Here is an 18,798-nt window from a genome sequence, read left to right as displayed (position 1 = left end):
GATGACAGGAGCCCCCGACACGCCGGGCAGGACGGCGCGTCGGGGGCTCCTCGCGTGGCAGCTGGTCGCTGGCCGACGGGCCGGCACCGCTGCGGCGTACGTCAGGCGTAGGCGTAGTCGTCGAGCGGGAAGTGGGCGTTGCGCCAGCGCACCTCGGGGGTGAGCGCCGGGCGCAGCGGCACGTCGCCGTCCTTGGTGAAGTAGTAGCTGTTCGCCTGGGCACACGAGGGCTGCCAGAAGACCTGCGGTCCGCGGCGCCGGCGTACCGAGTCCATGTAGCGCTCGTGGGCGCGCGGGGTCACCTCGACCTCCGCTGCACCGCGCCGACGGGCCTCCGTGAGGACCCGCACGATGTGGCTCGCAGTGGCCTCGACCAGCTGGAAGTACGACGACCCGTTGTAGCCGTAGGGCCCGAACGTCGTGAAGAAGTTGGGGAAGCCGGGTGCCGAGACGCCCTGGTAGGCCTGCAGGCGGTCGGTCTCCCACCAGTCGGCGATCACGAGACCGTTGCGGCCTGCGACGTCGTAGCCGGGGAGGGCGTCCTTCTCGGTGACCTTGAACCCGGTGGCCAGCAGCAGGACGTCGACGGGGTGCTCGACGCCGTCGGTGGTGACGACGCCGGTGGGCGTGATCCGGGCGATGCCCCCGGTCTCCAGCGCCACGTTGGCGCGGTTGAACGTCGACAGGTAGCTGTTGTGGAAGCTCGGGCGCTTGCAGCCCAGCCCGTAGCGGGGCGTGAGCTTGTCGCGGGTCTCCGGGTCGTCGACCTGCGTCTTCAGGTAGCTCAGCGCCAGTGGCTCGAGCACCTTGCCGGCCTGCAGGGCACCGCCGTAGTGCGCGAGGAACGGGAACGTCGCCTCGACGTAGAGGTCGCTGGTGAGCCGGGCGACGCGCTTGGCGCCCGGCAGGAGGCCGAGCCCTGCCCGGAGCGGCGCGACCAGCGGGAAGTCGGCCTTGGGCAGGCACCAGATCGGGGTGCGCTGGAAGACCGTCAGGTGCTCCACGTCGGGGGCGATCGACGGGATGATCTGCACGGCGGAGGCGCCCGTGCCGATGATCGCCACGCGCCTGCCCGCCAGCTGGACGTCGTGGTCCCAGCGGGCGGTGTGCATGACCTGGCCGGCGAAGGTGTCGAGGCCCTCGATGTCGGGGTACTTCGGCTGGCTCAGCGGCCCGCCCGCGTGGACGACGTGCGTCGCGGTGAGGTCGCCGGTCGAGGTCGCGACCTCCCAGGCGCAGGTGTCCTCGTCGTAGGTCGCCGACGTCACGCGCGTCTCGAACCGGATCTGCTTGGCGAGGTCGAAGCGGTCGACGAGGTGCTCGGCGTACTGCTTGAGCTCGGCGCCCTTGGCGTAGCTGCGGCTCCAGTCCGCGCGCTGGGCGTAGGAGAACTGGTAGCTGAAGGACGGGATGTCGACGGCGACGCCGGGATAGGTGTTCCAGTGCCACACGCCGCCGGCCCCGTCGGCGTCGTCGACGAGGAGCACGTCATCGAAGCCGGCCCGCTTCAGCGCGATCGCGACGCCGAGGCCGGAGAAACCGGCGCCGACGATGACGACGTCATGGTGCTCGAGCGTGGAACGGGTCATGCCCGCACGTTAGTGAGACACGCTGTCCGATGTAAGCGGCGCGGGGTGTCGCGCCGGTCACACCGGGTTCAGCCGTCGTGGGCCGCGAGGTGGGTGTCGACCTCCGGCCAGGTGGCCGTGGCAGCGCGCGGCGAGGCGATCAGCCCGAGGTGGCTGAGCCCCTTCACCTTCACGAACCGGACATCGGCGTTGCGGTAGGCCTCCACGCCGGCGCCGACCGAGGCTGCGTTGGCCAGGACGTCGGTCGTGCTGCCGATCAGCAGCAGGGGCGCGACCAGCCGGTCCATGTCGATGACGAGGTCGTCGCGGAGGTGCACGCGGCGCTTCGCCATGTCGTTCTCGCAGACCAGCCGGACCAGCGACTGGTGGTAGAAGCGGCCCGGGTAGCCCGGCATCGCGTCGACGAACTGGTCGACCGCGTTGATCCGTGCGAGGACCTCGGGCTGGTGGAGGTTGCGCAGCAGGGTCCACGGCTTGGTGATCTCGCGGACCGGTGCCATCCAGCGGTAGCCCAGGCGCGTGAACGGCGCGGTCGTACCGCCGATGAGCGCGGTCGGGGCGACCAGGGGGAGGGCGCCGACGCGGTCGTAGACCCACTGCACGCCGGCGTACGCCGGGTTCTTGCGGTAGTCCGTCGGCGTCCCGAAGGCGCTGATCGAGGCGATCGGCAGGTCGGGCTGCCAGGCGGCGGTCATCAGCGACATCGTGCCGCCGTGGGACCAGCCGACCAGGTGCACCTTCGCGCCACCGTGGGCCGCGGAGATGCGGCGGATCGCCGTCGGCAGGATCCCGTCGACCCAGTCCTCGAAGCCCATCGCGCGGTCGCCGAAGCGGATGGCGCCGTAGTCGATCGTGTACGTCGGCCGGCCAGCGTTGCCGCTGCCGTCGGTGCCGGTGAGGTGGGCGGCCAGGCTCTGGCCCTCGCGCAGGTCCCAGCAGGTGACGGGGACCGCGAGCGGGGTCACCAGCAGCACGGGGTTGCCGGAGACCGCTGCCTCGGGGGCGACCCGCTCGACGCGCGCGTGGGGCTCGTCGTACAGCAGCTCGGTCGGGGTCCGTGAGGGGTCCTCGAGCCCGTTGCCGAACCACGAGATGTCCCAGGCGGTGCGGGCCATCCGGGTGGCGACGTGCAGGGGAGAGTCGGTCACTGGTCGGCGTCCCATTCCACGAGCTGGCGCTTGAGCACCTTGCCCGTGGGGTTGCGGGGGAGCTCGTCGACGAAGATGACGTCGCGCGGCACCTTGTAGCGGGCCAGGTTGTCGCGGACCAGGTCGCGGACCTCGGCCTCGGTGAGGGCCTTGCCGTCCTGGCAGGCGATGAAGGCCCGCAGGCGCATGCCGAAGCCGGGGTCCTCCACGCCGACCACCGCGACCTCGCGGACCGCGTCGTGCGTGATCAGCAGCTCCTCGACCTCGGCCGGGAAGACGTTCTCGCCGCCGGAGACGATCATGTCGTCGTCGCGGCCGTCGATGTAGAGGAGGCCGGCCTCGTCGAAGTGGCCGACGTCGCCGGTGGCCAGCATGCCGTCGATGATCTCCTTGTGGCCGCCGCCGGTGTAGCCCTCGAACGGCGTCACCGTGCCGACGAAGACACGTCCCCGCTCGCCCTGGGCGACCGGCTTGCCGTCGTCGCCGATGAGGACGACGCGCGAGCCCAGCATGGGGGTGCCGACCGAGGTCGGGTGGGACCGGACGACATCGGGGTTCGCCATCGTGGCGAGCGAGACCTCGGTCGAGCCGTAGAGGTTGTAGATGACGTCGCCGAAACGGTCCTGGAACTCGGCCGAGACCGCGGCCGGCAGCGCCGAGCCGGAGCAGAACGCCGCACGCAGCGAGGAGGTGTCGTACGTCGCGGTGACCTCCGTCGGCAGCGCCAGCACGCGCTGGAGCAGCACCGGGACGACGCAGATCGCGGTCGCCTTGTGCTCGGCGATGTCGGCGAGGAACGTCTCGGGGTCGAAGGAACGGCGCAGGACGACCGTCGAGCCGAGCGCGATGGTCATCATCGTCATGATCAGGCCGGTGCCGTGGAAGAGCGGCGGACCGATGACGGTGGCGCCGCGCGTGCGCATCGGGAGGCGGTCGAGCATGGCGCCCGGCAGCGTGTAGCCCTTGGGCTCGGTGCGCGGCGCCCCCTTCGGCGTACCCGTGGTGCCGGAGGTGAGCAGGATCAGGCGGCCCGGGCGCGCGGGGCTCGGCGGGGGAGTCGTGGAGCCGGTCGCCAGGTAGGCGTCGAGGTCGTCGGTCGCAGCCGTGATGTCGGTCGTGACCACCGGGATGGTGAGGTCCTCGGCGAGGTGCACCAGGTCGGCGTCGACGAAGAGGACGTCGACGCCTTCGCGCTCGGCGACCTCGGTGGCCTGGCGAGGCGAGAAGCCGGTGTTGAGCCACACGGTGTTCAGGCCGGCGCGGGAGGCGGCCCAGGCGACGACCAGGGGGTTGCGGTGGTTGCGCATGAGGATGCCGACCGTCTGGCCCGGCTGGTACTCCGCGCGCAGGACGTTGCTCAGCTGGTTGATGGTGGCGTCGAGGTCGGCGTAGGTGATCGTGCCGCGCTCGTCGGCGATCGCCGGCTGGGAGCCGTGGCGACCGGCTGCGGCGGCGACCGCTCCACCCATCGGGCCGTAGGCCTTCATCGCGAGGGCCATCCGGACGGTGTGGTCCGGGCGCGTCAGCGGAAGGACTCCGGCGCGGGCCATGGCGGCGAGGGAACGACCTTCGAGCAGGGCGCGGTGCAGCAGCATCTGGATCCTTCGGGACGCGGTGGGGGTGAACGCGTGTCGGGCGAGGAAACGCTGGACACGGCGTCCTCGAAATGTAGTTCCGTTTCTGTGTACGCGGCAGTACTCAGAAGCGTGACGTTGGTCGCTCCTCAGCGGCGGACGCGGTCCCGGAGTGCTCCCGTCGACCACAACGCCCAGGCCACGAGCACCGGCTGGCCGAAGAGCCGGGCGAGGCGCTTGCCGTCGGTGTCGAGCCCGAAGGCGTCCGTGTGTTCCAGGTACTGGGCGATGTTGCCCGGGAAGACCGCGACGAAGAAGGCAGCGACGACGAACCCGACCCCCACGCGGCGCCGGGCCCACAGGAGCAACGCCGACCCGAGGCCGATCTCGACGGCTCCGGAGGCGAGCACCACGAGGTCGGCGTCGACCGGGAACCACGACGGCACCTGGGCCCGGAACTCGGTGCGGAGGAAGGTCAGGTGCCCGATCCCCGCGAAGGTGAGGAACGCTCCCAGGAGCAGGCGGGCGAGGGTGCGCGTGAGGGAGGTCGACGCGTCCGGCGAACTCATGTGTGCAGCATGCCTGACGCGGGGCCGCTGGTGGTCCATGATCGGCGCATGTCGATGACGAACGCCGAAGCCCACCGGATCGCACGCGAAGAGGGCGTGAGCGGACCGTTCTACTTCGTGGTGAAGACCGTGGTGGGACTGGTCTTCCGGCTGCTGTGCGGCTTCACGGTCCGGGGCAAGGAGAACGTCCCGAAGACGGGCCCGATCGTCATCGTGCCCAACCACAAGAGCTTCTGGGACCCGTTCTTCGTCGCGCTCGTCCTGCGGCGTCCGGTGCACTTCATGGGCAAGGCGGAGTACGCCGAGGGCCGGTGGGCGAAGTACTTCCTCGCCCTCGGCTACTTCCCCGTGCGCCGGGGCGAGTCCGACGCCGAGGCGCTGGAGACCGCGCGCGCGATCCTGGCCCGTGGTGACGCGCTCGCGCTGTTCCCCGAGGGCACCCGCGTGCGGGGTGACGACCTCGGCGCCCCGAAGCGCGGCGCGGCCCGCCTCGCGATCGAGGCCGGTGCACCGTTGGTGCCGGCGACCATCACCGGCACCGAGAAGCGGAGGTGGCCCCTGCCGCGCAAGGTGACCCTGACCTTCGGCGAGCCGGTCTCCGTGGCTGACCTCGAGGCGACCCCCGAGGACGCCGCCACGGCGATCGGACGCGCGTGGCCGCAGGTGTCCGAGGAGTACACCCGCTGGCAGAACCGTCCGGGTGCGATCGCCGCCGCGGCCGCGGCCGTGGGCCTCGGCGCGTGGGCGATCCGTCGCCGCATGCGCTGAGCCAGCCGGTCGCCGGGCTCAGTCGGGCGCGTGACCCAGGAGGAGACGCACGCCGTGCCACGGCGGGGTCGTCACGAGCTCGAGCGCGCCGCCGGACGCCTCGGCGGTGCGTCGCGCGATGTCGAGGCCCAGGCCACTGGACCCGCGGTCGCTCCGCCCGCGCACGAGCGCGGACGCGGGCACGCCGGTGCCCTGGTCCAGCACCTCCACGACGCCGGCGGAGGCGTCGCCCCGCACCCGCACGGCCAGCGGGGTGCCCTCCGGCGTGTGGGCGACGGCGTTCTCGAGGAGGGCGTCGAGGGCGTCGCCGAGGTCCTCGGCCGCGAGCCGGACCCGGACCTCGCCCTCCGGGAGCGTGACCTCCCACGACCGGCCCTGGTCCTCCACCAGTGGCCGCCAGAAGGAGGCCCGGTCCCGTGCGACCGCGGCGGCGTCGCAGGACGGGTGCAGGCCCTCGCGGTCACCCCTGCGGGCGGCGCGGATGGTCTGCGTCAGGCTGCGCTCGACGGCGGCCACGTGGTGCTCGAGGTCGGAGCGGCCGGGTCCGGGAGGCAGGGCCTCGACGGCGAGCCGCACGGCGGTCAGCGGCGTCCGGAGCCGGTGCGAGAGGTCGGCGGCGTTCTCCCGCTCCATGGTGAGCAGCTCCCCGATCCGGGTCGCGAGCGCGTTGAGCTCGCGGGCGACCTGGGCCACCTCGATCGGCCCCGACTCGGGTGCCCGTGCGGTCAGGTCCCCCGAGCTCAGGGCGCTGGCGGTCGCCGCCGTACGCCGCAGCGGGCGGACGATGCGCGCGCCGACCAGCTCGGCTGCCACCCACGCGAGCGCCACCAGGAGGAGGGCGACGCCGACCATGGTGGCCAGCTCGGCGCGGATCCTCGACCGGACGGTGGTGCCCTCGAGCACGGCGACGATGCGGGCCTCGCCGTCGCGCGTCTGGCAGAAGATCTGGACCAGCCGTGCGCCGTCGGTCGACGTCACGCGTGGACGCGACACCGTGCCGAGGTTGTCCTCGTCGCCGTCCCCGAGCGCGGGACGGGTCGTGCGGAGAGCGTCCCGGAGGCGCTCGCCGACCAGCCGCGCGCCCGCCGAGCGACCACCGGGCTCGAGCACGGTGACGGGTGTCTCGGCGCGGCGGTTGAGCCGCTCGACGTACGACGCGAGGTGTGCCTGGTCGTAGGAGGCCGCCGTCATGTAGTCGGCCGTGCTCTGGGCCGCGTACGTGGCGCGCTGCTGTGCCTCGTCCCAGGCGTGGTCGTGGATGAGGAAGGCGAGCGGAAGTGCAGCCAGGACCGTCACCAGGAGAGCGGTGCCGACGCCGAGCACGGTGATCTGGGTGCGGAGCCTCACGACGGCTGTCCCGGGTCCACGAGCTTGACCCCGACCCCGCGCACGCTGACCAGGTAGCGCGGCTCCGCCGCGGTCTCGCCGAGCTTGCGCCGCAGCCACGACAGGTGCACGTCGACGGTCCGGTCCGCACCGCCCCACGGCTGGCGCCAGACCTCGGCCAGCAGCGTCGGCTTCGAGACCACCTCTCCCGCACGCTGCATCAGCAGGTGGAGCAGGTCGAACTCGAGCCGGGAGAGCTCCAGGGGCCGCCCCGCCAGGGTGGCCTCGCGGGAGCGCGGGTCGAGCCGCAGCTCGCCGACCGCGAGGGCCGGCACGGCCTCAGCGCCCGCGCTGGTCCTTCGCAGGACCGCCCGGATCCGCGCGTCGATCTGCGCGACCGAGAAGGGCTTGACCAGGTAGTCGTCGGCGCCGGCGTCGAGCAGGCGGACGATGTCGCTGTCCTGGTCGCGGGCCGTGGCCACGATGACGGGTGTCTCGCCGAGGGCGCGCACGACGCCGAGGACCGACGTGCCGTCCATGTCGGGCAGCCCGAGGTCGAGGATGACGACGTCGACGGGGGAGGCGGCGATCGCCGCGATCGCCTCCGCACCCGTGGCGACCGGGGCGACGACGTGCCCGAGCCCGGTCAGGCCGCGGGTGAGCGCGCGCCGGATCGCTTCGTCGTCCTCGACGACCATCAGGTGGGCCACGGGGTCACGCTAGCGATGTGGTCCGCCGGTGCGGTGCTCCTTGACCTGGACTTGACGTTGCGTTGCCGCGAGCCTGAGACAGCCCCGCCGAGACTCGGCCCATGTTCAACCTCATCAACGGCCTGCCCGTGCACCCGCTCGTCGTCCACGCCGTCGTCGTCCTGCTCCCGCTGGCGATCCTCGGCACCATCGCACTGGTGGTCCGTCCCGCCTGGCGTGACACCCACGGCCTGCTGCTGGTCGGGACGGCTGCCGTCGCGACCCTGCTCATCCCCGTGGCGACCTCCAGCGGTGAGGCGCTGGAGAAGCACGTCGGCGACCCGGGCCGCCACGCGGCCCTCGGTGACCAGCTCATCTGGTTCGCGATCCCGCTCCTCGTGCTGGACGTCGCCCTCGTCGTCCTGCACCGTCGCGGTACGACGGGCGCGGCGCTGCTGCGTTCGATCGCTGCGCTGGCCGTCGTGGCGGCGCTCGCCGCCGGTGTGCAGGTCTACCGCGTCGGCGACTCGGGCGCACGTGCCGCGTGGGGCGACCAGGTCAGCGCCAGCGTCCCGGCCTCCGACTCCGGCGACTGAGGCGTTTGCCGTGTCCGCCGGGAACCTGAGCCGCCGTTCGGTGGTCGCGGCCGTGGGTGCTGCTCCGTTGCTGGCGGCATGTGGTGCCGAGGCGGCCCGGCAGGCGGCCCCCGCGGCGTCCGTGACGCCGACGCCCGGTGCCACGGCGCACCCGTCGGCTGGTGCCGGCCGGGGTCCGGCGGGGGCCGCCCCTGAGGGCCCCTCGCTGCTCGCCACGAGCCAGGTGCCGGTCGGGGGAGCGGTGGTCGTGGCCGCTCAGTCGCTCGTCGTCACCCAGCCCGTTGCGGGGGAGTTCCGCTGCTTCAGCTCGGTGTGCACGCACGCGGGATGCACGGTGCGGGCCGGCTCTCCGCTGGTCTGCCCGTGCCATGGGAGCGAGTTCGCGATCGCCGACGGGTCCGTGCTGCGCGGCCCTGCGGCCACGCCCCTCCCGGAACGCCGCATCGCGGTGCACGACGGTGAGGTCCGCCTGGCCTGAGGCTCGGGCGCGCGCCGCGGCAGTGCCTCACTCCACGAAGACGTGGGGGCTGCGGGCGGCCTGGAGCGTGACCACGAGTGCGGTCACGAGCATCGCCAGTCCGATCGACGCGAGCACGACCAGCTGGAACCGGGCCGCCTCCGCCGGCGGGGCTCCGGCGAAGAGCGCACCCACGAACGCGCCCGGCAGCGTGACGAGGCCGGTGGCGCGGGTCTGGTCGAGGTTGGGCAGCAGCGACTCGGCCACCGCGGCGCGGAGGATGTCGTCGTACGCCCGGCGAGGGGTGGCCCCCAGGGCGAGCCAGCCCTCCACCTCGCCCCTCCGCGCGGCCGCGTCCTGCGCGAAGCGCCGCCCCGCCAGCGTGGAGGCGCTCATCGCGTTGCCGATGACGATGCTGCTCAGGGCGATCACGTGGCGGGCGTCGAGGGGAACCAGGTGCAGCGCGAGGGCGGTGCCGAGCGCGACGCCGGCACCGACGACGACACCGGTCGCTGCATGGCGCCGGCCGTGGGGAACGGCCCGGATCCGACCGCCCGCGACCGTCGACGCGGTGAGCAGCATCAGGGCGATGAACGCCGCGGCTGTCGCGGGTGCCGACAGCACGCCCTTCAGCAGCAGCGCGATGATCGTGAGCTGCAGCGCGGCCCGGGCCAGGGCCACGACCGGTTGCCACCCGATCGGGATCCGGAAGGTGCGCGCCACGGCCGCGGTGGCCGCGGCGACCACCAGCAGTCCGAGCGCGAACCAGACGGTCACGGCGAGAGGGTCAGGCGTCGTAGGTGTAGTCGACGACGTGGCGCTCCGAGCGCAGCGGACCGATGGTCGCCGCGACCTCCTTGTGCACCGGGTGCTCCTGGTACGCCGCCAGTGCCGCCTCGTCCGTGAACCGCGAGACCAGCACGACGTCGGCGGAGGCCTCCAGGCCGTCCGACCGGATGCCGACCTGGAAGTCGAGCATGCCCTCGACCAGGTCGACGCAGCGGTCGAGCGCGGCCTTGAAGGCGGGTGCGTCAGCGGGGTCCTTGAGGCTCCACATCACGACGTGGCCGATCATCTGCTGCTCCTTCGCGCGGGGTCGCCCCACGCTATCCGGCGGGGTACGACGACGCGCGCCGTGGGGACTGGGATCGGCGGCGTTCGCGGGGCATGATGTGGATCACACCTCCGTCACCCATGCGGCGGTGCACCACGGGGCGGTCCCACCAGGTCCGCCCGCCACACCCCGGACGGACCACTCGTGCCGCCCGGCCCACCTGAGGAGCCATCCGTGTCCACAGCCGTCGTCACCACCGCCGCCGAGACCGTGTCAGGGTCCTCTCCCGGTGGCCTCGTCTTCGATCGCACCGACGAGCTCGCCGCCGCCGCGCACGAGCAGGTCGTCTTCTGCCACGACCGTGCCACCGGCCTCCGCGCGATCATCGCCATCCACGACACCACGCTCGGTCCCGCGCTCGGCGGCACCCGGATCAAGGCCTACGCCTCGGAGGCCGAGGCCGTGACCGACGTCCTCCGGCTGTCCCAGGGGATGACCGCGAAGTCCGCGGCGGCCGGGATGGACCTCGGCGGCGGCAAGGCGGTCATCATTGGCGACCCCGCGACGGTCAAGACCCCGGCCCTCCTGCGGGCCTACGGGCGCTTCGTCGACAGCCTCGGCGGACGCTACGTGACGGCTGCCGACATCGGCTCGACTGCCGACGACCTCGACATCGTCGCGGAGGCCACCCGCTGGGTCGTCGGCAAGAACAAGGGCGGATCGGGCGACAGCGGCTACTCCACGGCGTACGGCGTGTTCTGCGCGATGCGCGCGGCAGCCGAGCGACGCTTCGGCCCCGAGGGCCTCGCCGGGCGCACGGTGGGTGTCGAGGGCGTGGGCAAGGTCGGAGCGCGGCTGGTCAGCCTGCTCGCCGCTGCCGGGGTGGAGCGGATCCTGGTCGCCGACCCCGACGCCACGGCCACGGCGGCGCTCGCCGCGAACCTGGCTCACGTCGAGGTGGTCGGGTCGGTGATCGACGCAGAGGTGGACGTCTACGCACCGTGCGCGCTCGGCGCCACCCTGACCCCGCAGAGCGTCGAGCTGCTCCGCGCGCCGGTGGTCTGCGGCGCCGCCAACAACCAGCTGCTGACCCACGACGTCGCCGACTTGATGCACGCCAGGGGCGTCCTGTGGGTGCCCGACTACGTCGCGAACGCCGGAGGTGTCGTGCAGGTCGGGGGAGAGCTCTACGGGCACTCGCACGAGGAGGTCGAGGCGAAGATCGCCGCGATCGGCCACACCACCGAGGAGATCCTGCGGACTGCCGAGGACCTCGGCATCACGACGTCCGCCGCTGCCGATGCCGTCGTCGAGGCGCGCCTCGCGGCCCGTCGTGCCGAGATCGGTGCGCAGGAGTCGGCTCGGTGACCGCGGTCTTCGAGCCGGGCACCGTCTTCGAGGGCTACGACCTCGCCGACCGCTATCGCGCCGGCGCCGGTCCCGTGCTGCTCACCGGCGTCCAGGCGATCGCCCGCATGCTCGTGGAGCAGCGCGCCCTCGACCGACGCCGTGGCCTGCGGACCGGCCTCTTCATCTCCGGCTACCCGGGCAGCCCGCTCGGCGGGCTCGACCAGCTGCTGCTGGCGATGCCCGAGCAGATGGCCGACAACGGCATCACCGTGGTGCCGGGCCTGAACGAGGAGCTCGCCGCGACCGCAGTCTGGGGGACCCAGTCGGCCGCCACGCTCGACACCGACCGCTACGACGGTGTCACCGGGGTGTGGTTCGGCAAGGGCCCCGGAGTCGACCGCGCCTGTGACGCGATCCGCCACCTCAACATGTACGGCGGCCACCCGCAGGGAGGCGTGCTCATGCTGGTCGGCGACGACCCGGCCGCGAAGTCCTCGACCGTCCCGGCGGTCAGCGAGCGGACGCTGGCCACCCTCGGCGTTCCGGTCCTGTTCCCGCGCAACGCCGCCGAGATCGTCGAGCTCGGCATGCACGGCATCGCGATGTCGCGCGCGTCGGGGTGCGTGGTCGCCCTCAAGGTGGTCGCGGACGTCGCCGACGGTGCCTGGGTCGTCGACGGCAGCACGTCGACGATCGACCCGGTCGCCCCGGCGATCGAGTGGCAGGGCACGCCCTGGACCTACGAGCCGACGAAGATCGAGCTCTATCCCGACCGCATCGTCGGCGCCGAGGCGAAGCTCTACGGCCCCCGCATGGAGGCCGTCAAGGCCTACGCCGCTGCCAACGAGCTCAACCGGATCGAGGTCGCCACGCGTGATGCGCGGCTCGGCATCGTGGCCGCAGGCAGCTGCTTCGACTCGCTGCGCCAGGCCCTCACCGACCTCGGTGCCTCCGACGAGGCGCTCGAGCAGGCCGGCGTGCGTGTGCTGCACCTCGGCATGATCTGGCCGCTGGAGCCGTCGATCATCGACGGCTTCGCCGACGGCCTCGACGAGGTCCTCGTCGTCGAGGACAAGACGCCCTTCGTCGAACAGGGCCTCCGCGAGCTGCTCTACGGGCGCCCCGACGCGCCGCGCATCCTGGGCAAGAACGACGACAAGGGCGTGCCGCTCATCCCGTACGACGGAGAGCTCACCGCCGGCCGGCTGCTCGCCCCGCTGCGCCGGGTGCTGCGCGACCGGATGCCGCTCACCCCTGAGCCGCCCGTGCGGATCGACCTGCCGCTGCTCAGCACCAGCCGGACGCCGTACTTCTGCAGCGGGTGTCCGCACAACCGCTCGACGGCGCTGCCGGAGGGCTCGGTGGGTGGCGGGGGCATCGGCTGCCACACGCTCGTGACGATCTCGCAGCGCAGTGACAGCGCCGTCCTGGGCGTCACCCAGATGGGCGGTGAGGGTGCCCAGTGGATCGGCCAGGCGCCCTACGCCAGGGCGGAGCACATGTTCCAGAACGTCGGCGACGGCACCTTCTTCCACTCCGCCCAGCTCGCCGTGCAGGCCTGTGTCGCGGCCGGCGTGGACATCACCTACAAGCTGCTGCACAACGACGTCGTGGCGATGACGGGAGCGCAGGACCCGCAGGGCCGGTTCGCGATCTCCAAGCTGACCCACAACCTCGTCAACGAGGGCGTGGCCAAGGTGATCATCTGCGCCGACGAGCCCCACCGCTACCGCCGCAGCGACCTCGCGAAGGGTGTCGAGCTGTGGCACCGCGACCGGCTCGACGAGGCCCAGAAGGTGCTGCGGGAGATCAAGGGCACGACCGTCCTGGTCTACGACCAGCACTGTGCCGCCGACGCGCGTCGCCAGCGCAAGCGCGGCACGCTCGCGCCGCGCACGAAGCGGGTGGTGATCAACGAAGCGGTCTGCGAGGGCTGCGGCGACTGCGGCGTGAAGAGCAACTGCCTCTCGGTGCAGCCTGTCGAGACCGAGCTCGGGCGCAAGACCCGGATCGACCAGACGGGGTGCAACACCGACTACACCTGCGTGCAGGGGGAGTGCCCGTCGTTCGTCACCGTGGAGACCGACCCGTCCGCGAAGGTCGCGCGCCGCGAGGCGCCCGCACCACCTGCGGTCGCGGAGCCGGCCGGGGGCGTGCTGGACCGCACGTGGAGCGTCTTCATGGCCGGCATCGGCGGCACCGGCATCGTCACGGTCAACCAGGTGCTCGCGACGGCCGCGCTGCGCGCCGGATTCGGTGTCGAGTCCCTCGACCAGGTCGGCATGAGCCAGAAGGCCGGGCCCGTCACCGCCCACCTGCGGTTCGGCCCCGGCACGGTCGAGCCGTCCAACCGGGTCACGCCGGGATCCGCCGACGCGCTTCTCGGCTTCGACCTGCTCACCCTCGCGGAGGGCCGCAACCTGCAGTACGCCGACCCCGGCCGCACGCTCGCGGTGGTGTCGACGAGCCGTACGCCCACCGGGCCGATGGTCTACGACAAGAGCCTCGCGCACCCGGACGAGGGCGGTCTGCTCGAGCGGGTCGAGGGCTCTGTCGCGAGCATTCGCCCGCTCGACGCGATCGCCGCGGCCGAGGCGCTGTTCGGCAGCAACGCAGCAGCCAACTTCCTGCTGGTCGGTGCCGCCTACCAGGCCGGGGCGCTGCCGATCCCGGCAGCGGCGATCGAGGAGGCGATCGGCATCAACGGCGTCGCGGTCACCGCCAACGTGGCCGCGTTCCGGTGGGGCCGTGTGGCGGTCGCCGACCCGGAGGCGTTCGCCACGGCCACCGCGAAGCCGGGGGAGCGGGTCCGGCCCGTCGACGTCCCGGGGCTGCGCGAGGCCGCCGTACAGGGCGAGGTGCGGTCGCTCGTCGTGGACCGGGCTGCGCGCCTGGTCGACTACCAGTCGGCCTCGCTCGCTGCGGGCTACGTCGCGCTCGTCGACCGCGTGTGGACCGCGGAGCGGGCGGTGACCGACGAGACCCGCCTCTCCGACTCCGTGGCCCGCCACCTCTTCCAGCTCACCGCCTACAAGGACGAGTACGAGGTCGCGCGCATGCTCACCTCGCCGGAGGCGCGCGAGGCGGTGGCTGCCCAGGTGCCCGGTGGCACCCAGGTGACCTTCAACCTGAGGCCGCCGGCGTTCGCGTGGTTCCTCAAGGAGCGGAAGATGGCGTTCGGCCCGCGGTGGCACTGGCTGCTGCGCCTGCTCGCGACGCTCAAGGTGCTCCGCGGCACGGCGTTCGACCCGTTCGGCCGGGCGCAGGTACGCCGGACCGAGCGGGCGATGCGCGACCACTACCGCGATCTGGTGGCGCGGCTCGCCGACGACCTGAGCGAGGCCGGCTACGAGCGCGCGGTGCGCCTGGCGGCGTTGCCCGACGTCGTCCGGGGCTACGAGTCGGTCAAGCTCCGCAACGTCGAGCTCTACCGCGGCCTGCTCGAGGCGGAGGGGGAGCACCCGACGTTCTGAGGACGCGCGCGTGCGGTCCGGCAGCCGCCGGGCTGCACGGCGCGAGGCCGCGGGCGGAGGCTGGCCCGCCCTCTGGCCGCTGACAACATCCCCTGTCACCATGGCGCCATGACGCGCACCCGCCTCGACATCCTCGGCACCTCCTGCAGTCTCGACGACGCGCTGGCGCTCTTCGACGCGCTCGACGCCGTACGCGCGGAGGAGATCACCGGCCGCTGGCGCGGGCGCGAGCTCCGCACCGGGCACCCGATGGACGGCGCCCTGGAGGCGTCGGGCTGGTACGGCAAGCAGTTCGACGGCGTCGACGACGTCCACCCGCTGCTCTTCCGTACGCCGGGTGGGCAGCTGGTCAGCCTCGACCCGCGCCGTGTGCCGCTCGGGCTCGCCGACCAGCTCCCACGCGGCGCGATGTCCGCAGCTCGTCGCACCCTCGGCATCACCAGGGTCGCGATGGCGACCCGCAAGCCGCGGGCACGCCTGCGCAACGTCGAGTTCCGCGGCGTCGTGACCGCCGCGATGGTCTACGACCACCTGCCGATCATCGACGTCTTCCGACGGGTCGACGCCGACACCCTGCTCGGTGTGATGGACCTGCGCGACTCCGCGCCGTACGTCTTCGTGCTCGAGCGCGACTAGCCGGCGACCGGGAGCCGCAGCTCCGCCGGCGCTCCGGCGGGCACGGCCGGCTGCCGAGGCGCGACCGGCGCCACCCGCTCGTACGCCGAGCCCAGCGCGGGCCGCGGGTCGGCCTCGCCCTTGTTGGGCCAGAACGCCATCGCACGCTCGGCCTGGGCGGTGATCGTCAGTGACGGGTTCACGCCGAGGTTGGCGGTCACCGCGGAGCCGTCGGCGACGTGCAGGCCGGGGTGGCCGTAGACCCGCTGCCACGGATCCACGACGCCCGTGGCCGGTGAGTCGCCGATCGCACACCCGCCGATGTAGTGGGCGGTCGCCGGGATGTTGAAGAGGTCGGTCACGACGGCGCTCGTGACGCCGTCGGCCTTCTTCGCGTACTCCCGCGCGATGTCGTGCGCGACCGGGATCCAGTCGGGGTTGGGCTCGCCGGTGCCCTGCTTCGTCCGGAGCTGACCGCGACGGAGGTAGGAGGTCAGCGAGTTGTCCAGCGACTGCATGACCAGCAGCACGACGGTGCGGTCCGCGGCCTTGCGCAGGTCGAAGGCGCGCAGCGACTTCAGCGGGTGCATCAGCAGGAAGGCGAGGAAGCGCAGGAAGCGGAACGGTCCGCCGTCGATCATCGGCGCAGCCTGGGCGTACATCGCGTTCTGGCCGGTGCCGTAGGTGACCACCTCGATGTGGGTCTGCGACTCGGGGTGGATCGAGGAGGTGATCGCGACGCCCTGGGCGAAGTCGTCGCGGCTCTTGCTGGCCACGCAGAGGATCGCCTCGGAGTTGGAGCGGGTGAGCTCGCCGAGCCGGTCGGAGAGCTGGGGGAGCGAGCCGTCGTCCTTGAGCTTGTGGAGCAGCTTCTGGGTGCCGAGCGCGGCGGCGGAGAAGACGACCTGCTCCGCGGTGAACGTGCGGCGGCCCTTGCGGACCTTGCCGTTGGAGCGCTCGGCGTCGACCTCGTAGCCACCGCCGGCCAGCGGGCGCACGGAGGTCACGGTGGTCAGCGGGTGCACCTCGGCGCCGTTCTGCTCGGCCAGGTAGAGGTAGTTGGTGACCGTGGTGTTCTTGGCGTTGTGGCGGCAGCCGGTCATGCACTCCGAGCAGTGGATGCAGCCGCGGCGGGCCGGACCGGCGCCGCCGAAGTACGGGTCGGCGACCTCCTGGCCCTCGTTGCCCTCGTTGAAGAAGACCCCGACCCGGGTGCGGTGGAAGGTGTCCGCGACGCCGCGGTCGCGAGCGATCTCCAGGAGCAGGTCGTCGGCCGGGCCGGTGCGCGGGTTCTCCGCCACGCCGAGCATCCGCTCGGCCTGGTCGTAGTACGGCGCGAGCTCGTCGGCCCAGTCGGTGATGTGCGACCACGCCTTGTCGGTGTAGAAGTCCGGCAGCGGCTTGTAGAGGGTGTTGCCGTAGATGAGCGAGCCGCCGCCGACGCCGGCGCCGCTGAAGACCATGCACTTGCCGAGCATGCTGATCCGCTGCGGGCCGGTCATGCCGAGGCGCGGTGCCCAGATCGACTTGCGGACGTTCCAGTTGGTCTTCGGGATGTCCTCGGCTGCCCAGCGCCGCCCCGACTCGAGTACGCCGACGCGGTACCCCTTCTCGGTCAGCCGGAGGGCGGTGACGGAGCCTCCGAAACCGGAGCCGATGACGAGGACGTCGTAGTCGAAGGTGGCCATGCGCTGCTCCTGCGGTGATCGACACGGGGTGTGATCCGCAGCATAGGGCTGCGCGGGGTCAGGCGCCGCTGAACATCCGGCAGGCAGCGCTGCCGACGAGCGCGCCGAGCTCGTCAGGGGTCCACGGGTTGCGCTCGTCGAGGAGTGACCTGATCGCCGCCTCGCACGACGCCATGAAGAGCTCCATGAGGACCGGCATCTTGCGGTCGAGGTCGTCGATCTCCCACCACTGGTCGACGGCCGAGCGGATCCAGTGGGTGGCGTGCTCGAGGATCTCGGCGCGTGCCGCCTGGAACCGGGCCGAGAGCGCCGGGTCGGGTTCGCCGCTGACCAGGAGGCGCCAGGTCAGGGGCTGCTTCTCGGCCGCCGCGAGCAGCGACCGGAAGCCGGTCACGAACGCCGCCTCGGGGTCGGCCTGGCCGCCGGAGGAGTGGAGCGCGGTCAGCAGCGACTCGCGCAGCAGCGTCGCCTCGCGGTCCAGGAGCGCGCTGACCAGCTCGACGCGGTCGGGATAGCACGCGTAGACGACGGGCCGGGTGACGCCGAGGTGGCTGGCCACGGTGCCGATCGTCACGGCCGCCATGCCGCCGTCCACCGCGATCTCGAGCGCGGCGTCGAGCACGGCCGGGCGTCGGCGCTCCGGCCCGAGGTGGGCGGCGCGGGTGCGGGGCTTGCTCGACGGCATGGCCAGATCCTGACACAGGCGACACGACGAGATTTGATTCACGCATGTAGGAAATTCCTTCACGTGTGACTTAATGTCACACCAACCCCTCCCGCCGGGAGTCGCTCCGAAAGGCCTGCACATGGCACCGCACACCGTCACCCCGCACCGGGACCACGGCTTCTTCGCGCCGGACTCCGTCACGCGCAGGGTCTGGGGCTACCCGACCACGCCACTGGTGGGCATCCAGCGGGCCACGGTCATCGAGGAGCTCGACCCGAACCTGATCGCCGCCGTGCACGACACCGGCGACAACTACTCCCGTCTGGACACCCGCTACGCGCGGACGGTGCAGTACTTCGCCTCCGTCGCCTTCGCCGACGCGCAGACGGTGCTCAAGCTCGCCGACGTCCTGGTCAAGATCCACTCCAAGGCGATCGGCCACGAGCCCGTCGGCGGCGGGCGCTACGACGCCAACGACCCCGACTCCCAGCTCTGGATCCTGATCACCGGCTGGCACTCGGTCCTCAAGGCGTACGAGATGTTCGGCCCCGGGAAGCTCACGGACTACGAGGAGCGGCAGTACTGGGCCGAGTGCGCGATCGCGGCCGAGTTCCAGACCTGCGACCCTGCCGACGTCCCGCGCTCCCGCGAGGAGGTCCGCGCCTACTTCGCCGACTGGCGTCCGCGGCTGGCGGCCAGTGAGGCGGCGCAGCAGATGATGGACCACCTGCTGGACGGGGTGAACGCGGTGGTGCCCCGCACGGGCGTGCTGCGCCTGGTCCGGCCGGTCGCGAACCGGACGCTCCGGCACGCGACCATCGCGACCATGCCGCGGCACATGCGCGACCTGGCCGGCGTACGCCAGGGTCGGGTGACGGATCTCCTCGTCACGTGCTGGTTCCGTTCGGTGATGGCGGTGGTCGCGCGGTCGTCCGGCCTGCAGCGGTACATCCTGCGCACGCTCTCGCCCCGGACGCTTGCCGTCGTGGAGCCGCACTGGCGCGGCATCCCGCCGGAGAACCCGGTGGTCCTGACGCCCGAGCAGGCGCGCCACCAGTGGGGCTACGTCCGCCCCCGCGAGGCACACCTCGAGCTCCGTGCCCGACAGGCGCAGCGCGTCTTCGGCGAGGGGATCGCGCCCAGCGACGAGGGCCTGATCGAGTCCCAGGCAGTCCTGGGCCGTCTCGCCTGACTTTCCTCCAACGGCGTAGCATTCGCCGCGTCTCCCACCCCGG

17 protein-coding genes are annotated in these 18,798 nt (G+C 72.4%); 7 read left to right on the top strand and 10 right to left on the bottom strand.

Annotated features, from left to right (window positions below; genetic code table 11):
* Positions 1–101: 101 nt before the first annotated feature.
* From Q5722_RS01730 to Q5722_RS01715, 4 genes are all read right to left on the bottom strand, one after another.
* Positions 102–1,589, bottom strand: a complete 1,488-nt coding sequence (locus Q5722_RS01730; RefSeq protein WP_305026485.1) for a flavin-containing monooxygenase — start codon at positions 1,587–1,589, stop codon at positions 102–104.
* Between the two features lie 68 nt (positions 1,590–1,657).
* Entirely contained in the window at positions 1,658–2,737 is a 1,080-nt protein-coding gene (locus Q5722_RS01725; RefSeq protein ID WP_305026484.1) for an alpha/beta hydrolase, read from the bottom strand.
* Entirely contained in the window at positions 2,734–4,332 is a 1,599-nt protein-coding gene (locus Q5722_RS01720) for an AMP-binding protein (protein ID WP_305026483.1), read from the bottom strand. Before Q5722_RS01720 ends, Q5722_RS01725 begins: the two co-directional genes overlap by 4 nt.
* Positions 4,333–4,460: 128 nt before the next feature.
* The gene (locus Q5722_RS01715) at positions 4,461–4,880 is read right to left on the bottom strand and encodes a DoxX family protein (protein WP_305026482.1); all 420 of its coding nucleotides are present in this window, start codon (positions 4,878–4,880) and stop codon (positions 4,461–4,463) included.
* A 48-nt stretch (positions 4,881–4,928) separates the two neighbouring features.
* Here Q5722_RS01715 and Q5722_RS01710 point away from each other — a divergent pair, with 48 nt between their 5' ends.
* The gene (locus Q5722_RS01710) at positions 4,929–5,648 is read left to right on the top strand and encodes a lysophospholipid acyltransferase family protein (protein ID WP_305026481.1); all 720 of its coding nucleotides are present in this window, start codon (positions 4,929–4,931) and stop codon (positions 5,646–5,648) included.
* 18 nt (positions 5,649–5,666) lie between these two features.
* On the opposite strand, the gene Q5722_RS01705 is transcribed toward Q5722_RS01710, so the two are convergent.
* Positions 5,667–6,995 carry a sensor histidine kinase gene (locus tag Q5722_RS01705; protein ID WP_305026480.1) on the bottom strand — a complete coding sequence of 443 codons (1,329 nt, stop codon included), beginning with the start codon at positions 6,993–6,995 and terminating at the stop codon, positions 5,667–5,669.
* Entirely contained in the window at positions 6,992–7,684 is a 693-nt protein-coding gene (locus Q5722_RS01700) for a response regulator transcription factor (protein WP_305026479.1), read from the bottom strand. Before Q5722_RS01700 ends, Q5722_RS01705 begins: the two co-directional genes overlap by 4 nt.
* 101 nt (positions 7,685–7,785) lie before the next feature.
* Here Q5722_RS01700 and Q5722_RS01695 point away from each other — a divergent pair, with 101 nt between their 5' ends.
* Positions 7,786–8,259 (top strand): DUF2231 domain-containing protein, encoded by a 474-nt coding sequence (locus Q5722_RS01695; protein WP_305026478.1) that lies wholly within the window; start codon positions 7,786–7,788, stop codon positions 8,257–8,259.
* 10 nt (positions 8,260–8,269) lie between these two features.
* Positions 8,270–8,737 (top strand): Rieske (2Fe-2S) protein, encoded by a 468-nt coding sequence (locus tag Q5722_RS01690; RefSeq protein WP_305026477.1) that lies wholly within the window; start codon positions 8,270–8,272, stop codon positions 8,735–8,737.
* A gap of 27 nt (positions 8,738–8,764) precedes the next feature.
* Here the strand turns inward: Q5722_RS01690 and Q5722_RS01685 are convergent, their stop codons facing one another.
* Complete coding sequence (locus Q5722_RS01685) at positions 8,765–9,493, bottom strand: ABC transporter permease (RefSeq protein ID WP_305026476.1); 729 nt, start codon at positions 9,491–9,493, stop codon at positions 8,765–8,767.
* Between the two features lie 10 nt (positions 9,494–9,503).
* Positions 9,504–9,791, bottom strand: coding sequence for a Dabb family protein (locus tag Q5722_RS01680; protein ID WP_305026475.1), 288 nt, complete (start codon positions 9,789–9,791; stop codon positions 9,504–9,506).
* Between the two features lie 213 nt (positions 9,792–10,004).
* Between Q5722_RS01680 and Q5722_RS01675 the strand changes: the two genes are divergently transcribed.
* The 3 genes from Q5722_RS01675 (at position 10,005) to Q5722_RS01665 (ending at position 15,229) form a co-directional block, all read left to right on the top strand.
* Positions 10,005–11,138, top strand: a complete 1,134-nt coding sequence (locus Q5722_RS01675) for a Glu/Leu/Phe/Val dehydrogenase dimerization domain-containing protein (protein WP_305026474.1) — start codon at positions 10,005–10,007, stop codon at positions 11,136–11,138.
* Entirely contained in the window at positions 11,135–14,593 is a 3,459-nt protein-coding gene (locus Q5722_RS01670; protein ID WP_305026473.1) for an indolepyruvate ferredoxin oxidoreductase family protein, read from the top strand. Before Q5722_RS01675 ends, Q5722_RS01670 begins: the two co-directional genes overlap by 4 nt.
* A gap of 108 nt (positions 14,594–14,701) precedes the next feature.
* Complete coding sequence (locus Q5722_RS01665) at positions 14,702–15,229, top strand: DUF4334 domain-containing protein (protein WP_305026472.1); 528 nt, start codon at positions 14,702–14,704, stop codon at positions 15,227–15,229.
* Here the strand turns inward: Q5722_RS01665 and Q5722_RS01660 are convergent.
* Positions 15,226–16,896 carry a GMC oxidoreductase gene (locus Q5722_RS01660; RefSeq protein WP_305026471.1) on the bottom strand — a complete coding sequence of 557 codons (1,671 nt, stop codon included), beginning with the start codon at positions 16,894–16,896 and terminating at the stop codon, positions 15,226–15,228. The two genes, Q5722_RS01665 and Q5722_RS01660, sit on opposite strands and share 4 nt — an antisense overlap.
* 58 nt (positions 16,897–16,954) lie before the next feature.
* Positions 16,955–17,581 carry a TetR/AcrR family transcriptional regulator gene (locus Q5722_RS01655; protein WP_305026470.1) on the bottom strand — a complete coding sequence of 209 codons (627 nt, stop codon included), beginning with the start codon at positions 17,579–17,581 and terminating at the stop codon, positions 16,955–16,957.
* A 121-nt stretch (positions 17,582–17,702) separates the two neighbouring features.
* On the opposite strand from Q5722_RS01655, the gene Q5722_RS01650 reads away from it, so the two are divergent.
* The gene (locus Q5722_RS01650) at positions 17,703–18,755 is read left to right on the top strand and encodes an oxygenase MpaB family protein (RefSeq protein ID WP_305026469.1); all 1,053 of its coding nucleotides are present in this window, start codon (positions 17,703–17,705) and stop codon (positions 18,753–18,755) included.
* The last annotated feature ends 43 nt before the right edge of the window (positions 18,756–18,798 follow it).

The organism is Nocardioides jiangxiensis, from assembly GCF_030580915.1.
Taxonomy (GTDB): Bacteria; Actinomycetota; Actinomycetes; order Propionibacteriales; family Nocardioidaceae; genus Nocardioides; species Nocardioides jiangxiensis.
Note: the sequence above shows the minus strand (reverse complement) of the source record. Positions and strands in the feature narration are given on the sequence as shown.

Excerpts from the sequence above, each read along its gene's own strand:
- Q5722_RS01730 (WP_305026485.1), bottom strand. The coding sequence starts at position 1,589 with ATGACCCGTTCCACGCTCGAGCACCATGACGTCGTCATCGTCGGCGCC.
- Q5722_RS01720 (WP_305026483.1), bottom strand. The coding sequence starts at position 4,332 with ATGCTGCTGCACCGCGCCCTGCTCGAAGGTCGTTCCCTCGCCGCCATG.
- Q5722_RS01715 (WP_305026482.1), bottom strand. The coding sequence starts at position 4,880 with ATGAGTTCGCCGGACGCGTCGACCTCCCTCACGCGCACCCTCGCCCGC.
- Q5722_RS01710 (WP_305026481.1), top strand. The coding sequence starts at position 4,929 with ATGTCGATGACGAACGCCGAAGCCCACCGGATCGCACGCGAAGAGGGC.
- Q5722_RS01695 (WP_305026478.1), top strand. The coding sequence starts at position 7,786 with ATGTTCAACCTCATCAACGGCCTGCCCGTGCACCCGCTCGTCGTCCAC.
- Q5722_RS01680 (WP_305026475.1), bottom strand. The coding sequence starts at position 9,791 with ATGATCGGCCACGTCGTGATGTGGAGCCTCAAGGACCCCGCTGACGCA.
- Q5722_RS01665 (WP_305026472.1), top strand. The coding sequence starts at position 14,702 with ATGACGCGCACCCGCCTCGACATCCTCGGCACCTCCTGCAGTCTCGAC.
- Q5722_RS01660 (WP_305026471.1), bottom strand. The coding sequence starts at position 16,896 with ATGGCCACCTTCGACTACGACGTCCTCGTCATCGGCTCCGGTTTCGGA.
- Q5722_RS01655 (WP_305026470.1), bottom strand. The coding sequence starts at position 17,581 with ATGCCGTCGAGCAAGCCCCGCACCCGCGCCGCCCACCTCGGGCCGGAG.
- Q5722_RS01650 (WP_305026469.1), top strand. The coding sequence starts at position 17,703 with ATGGCACCGCACACCGTCACCCCGCACCGGGACCACGGCTTCTTCGCG.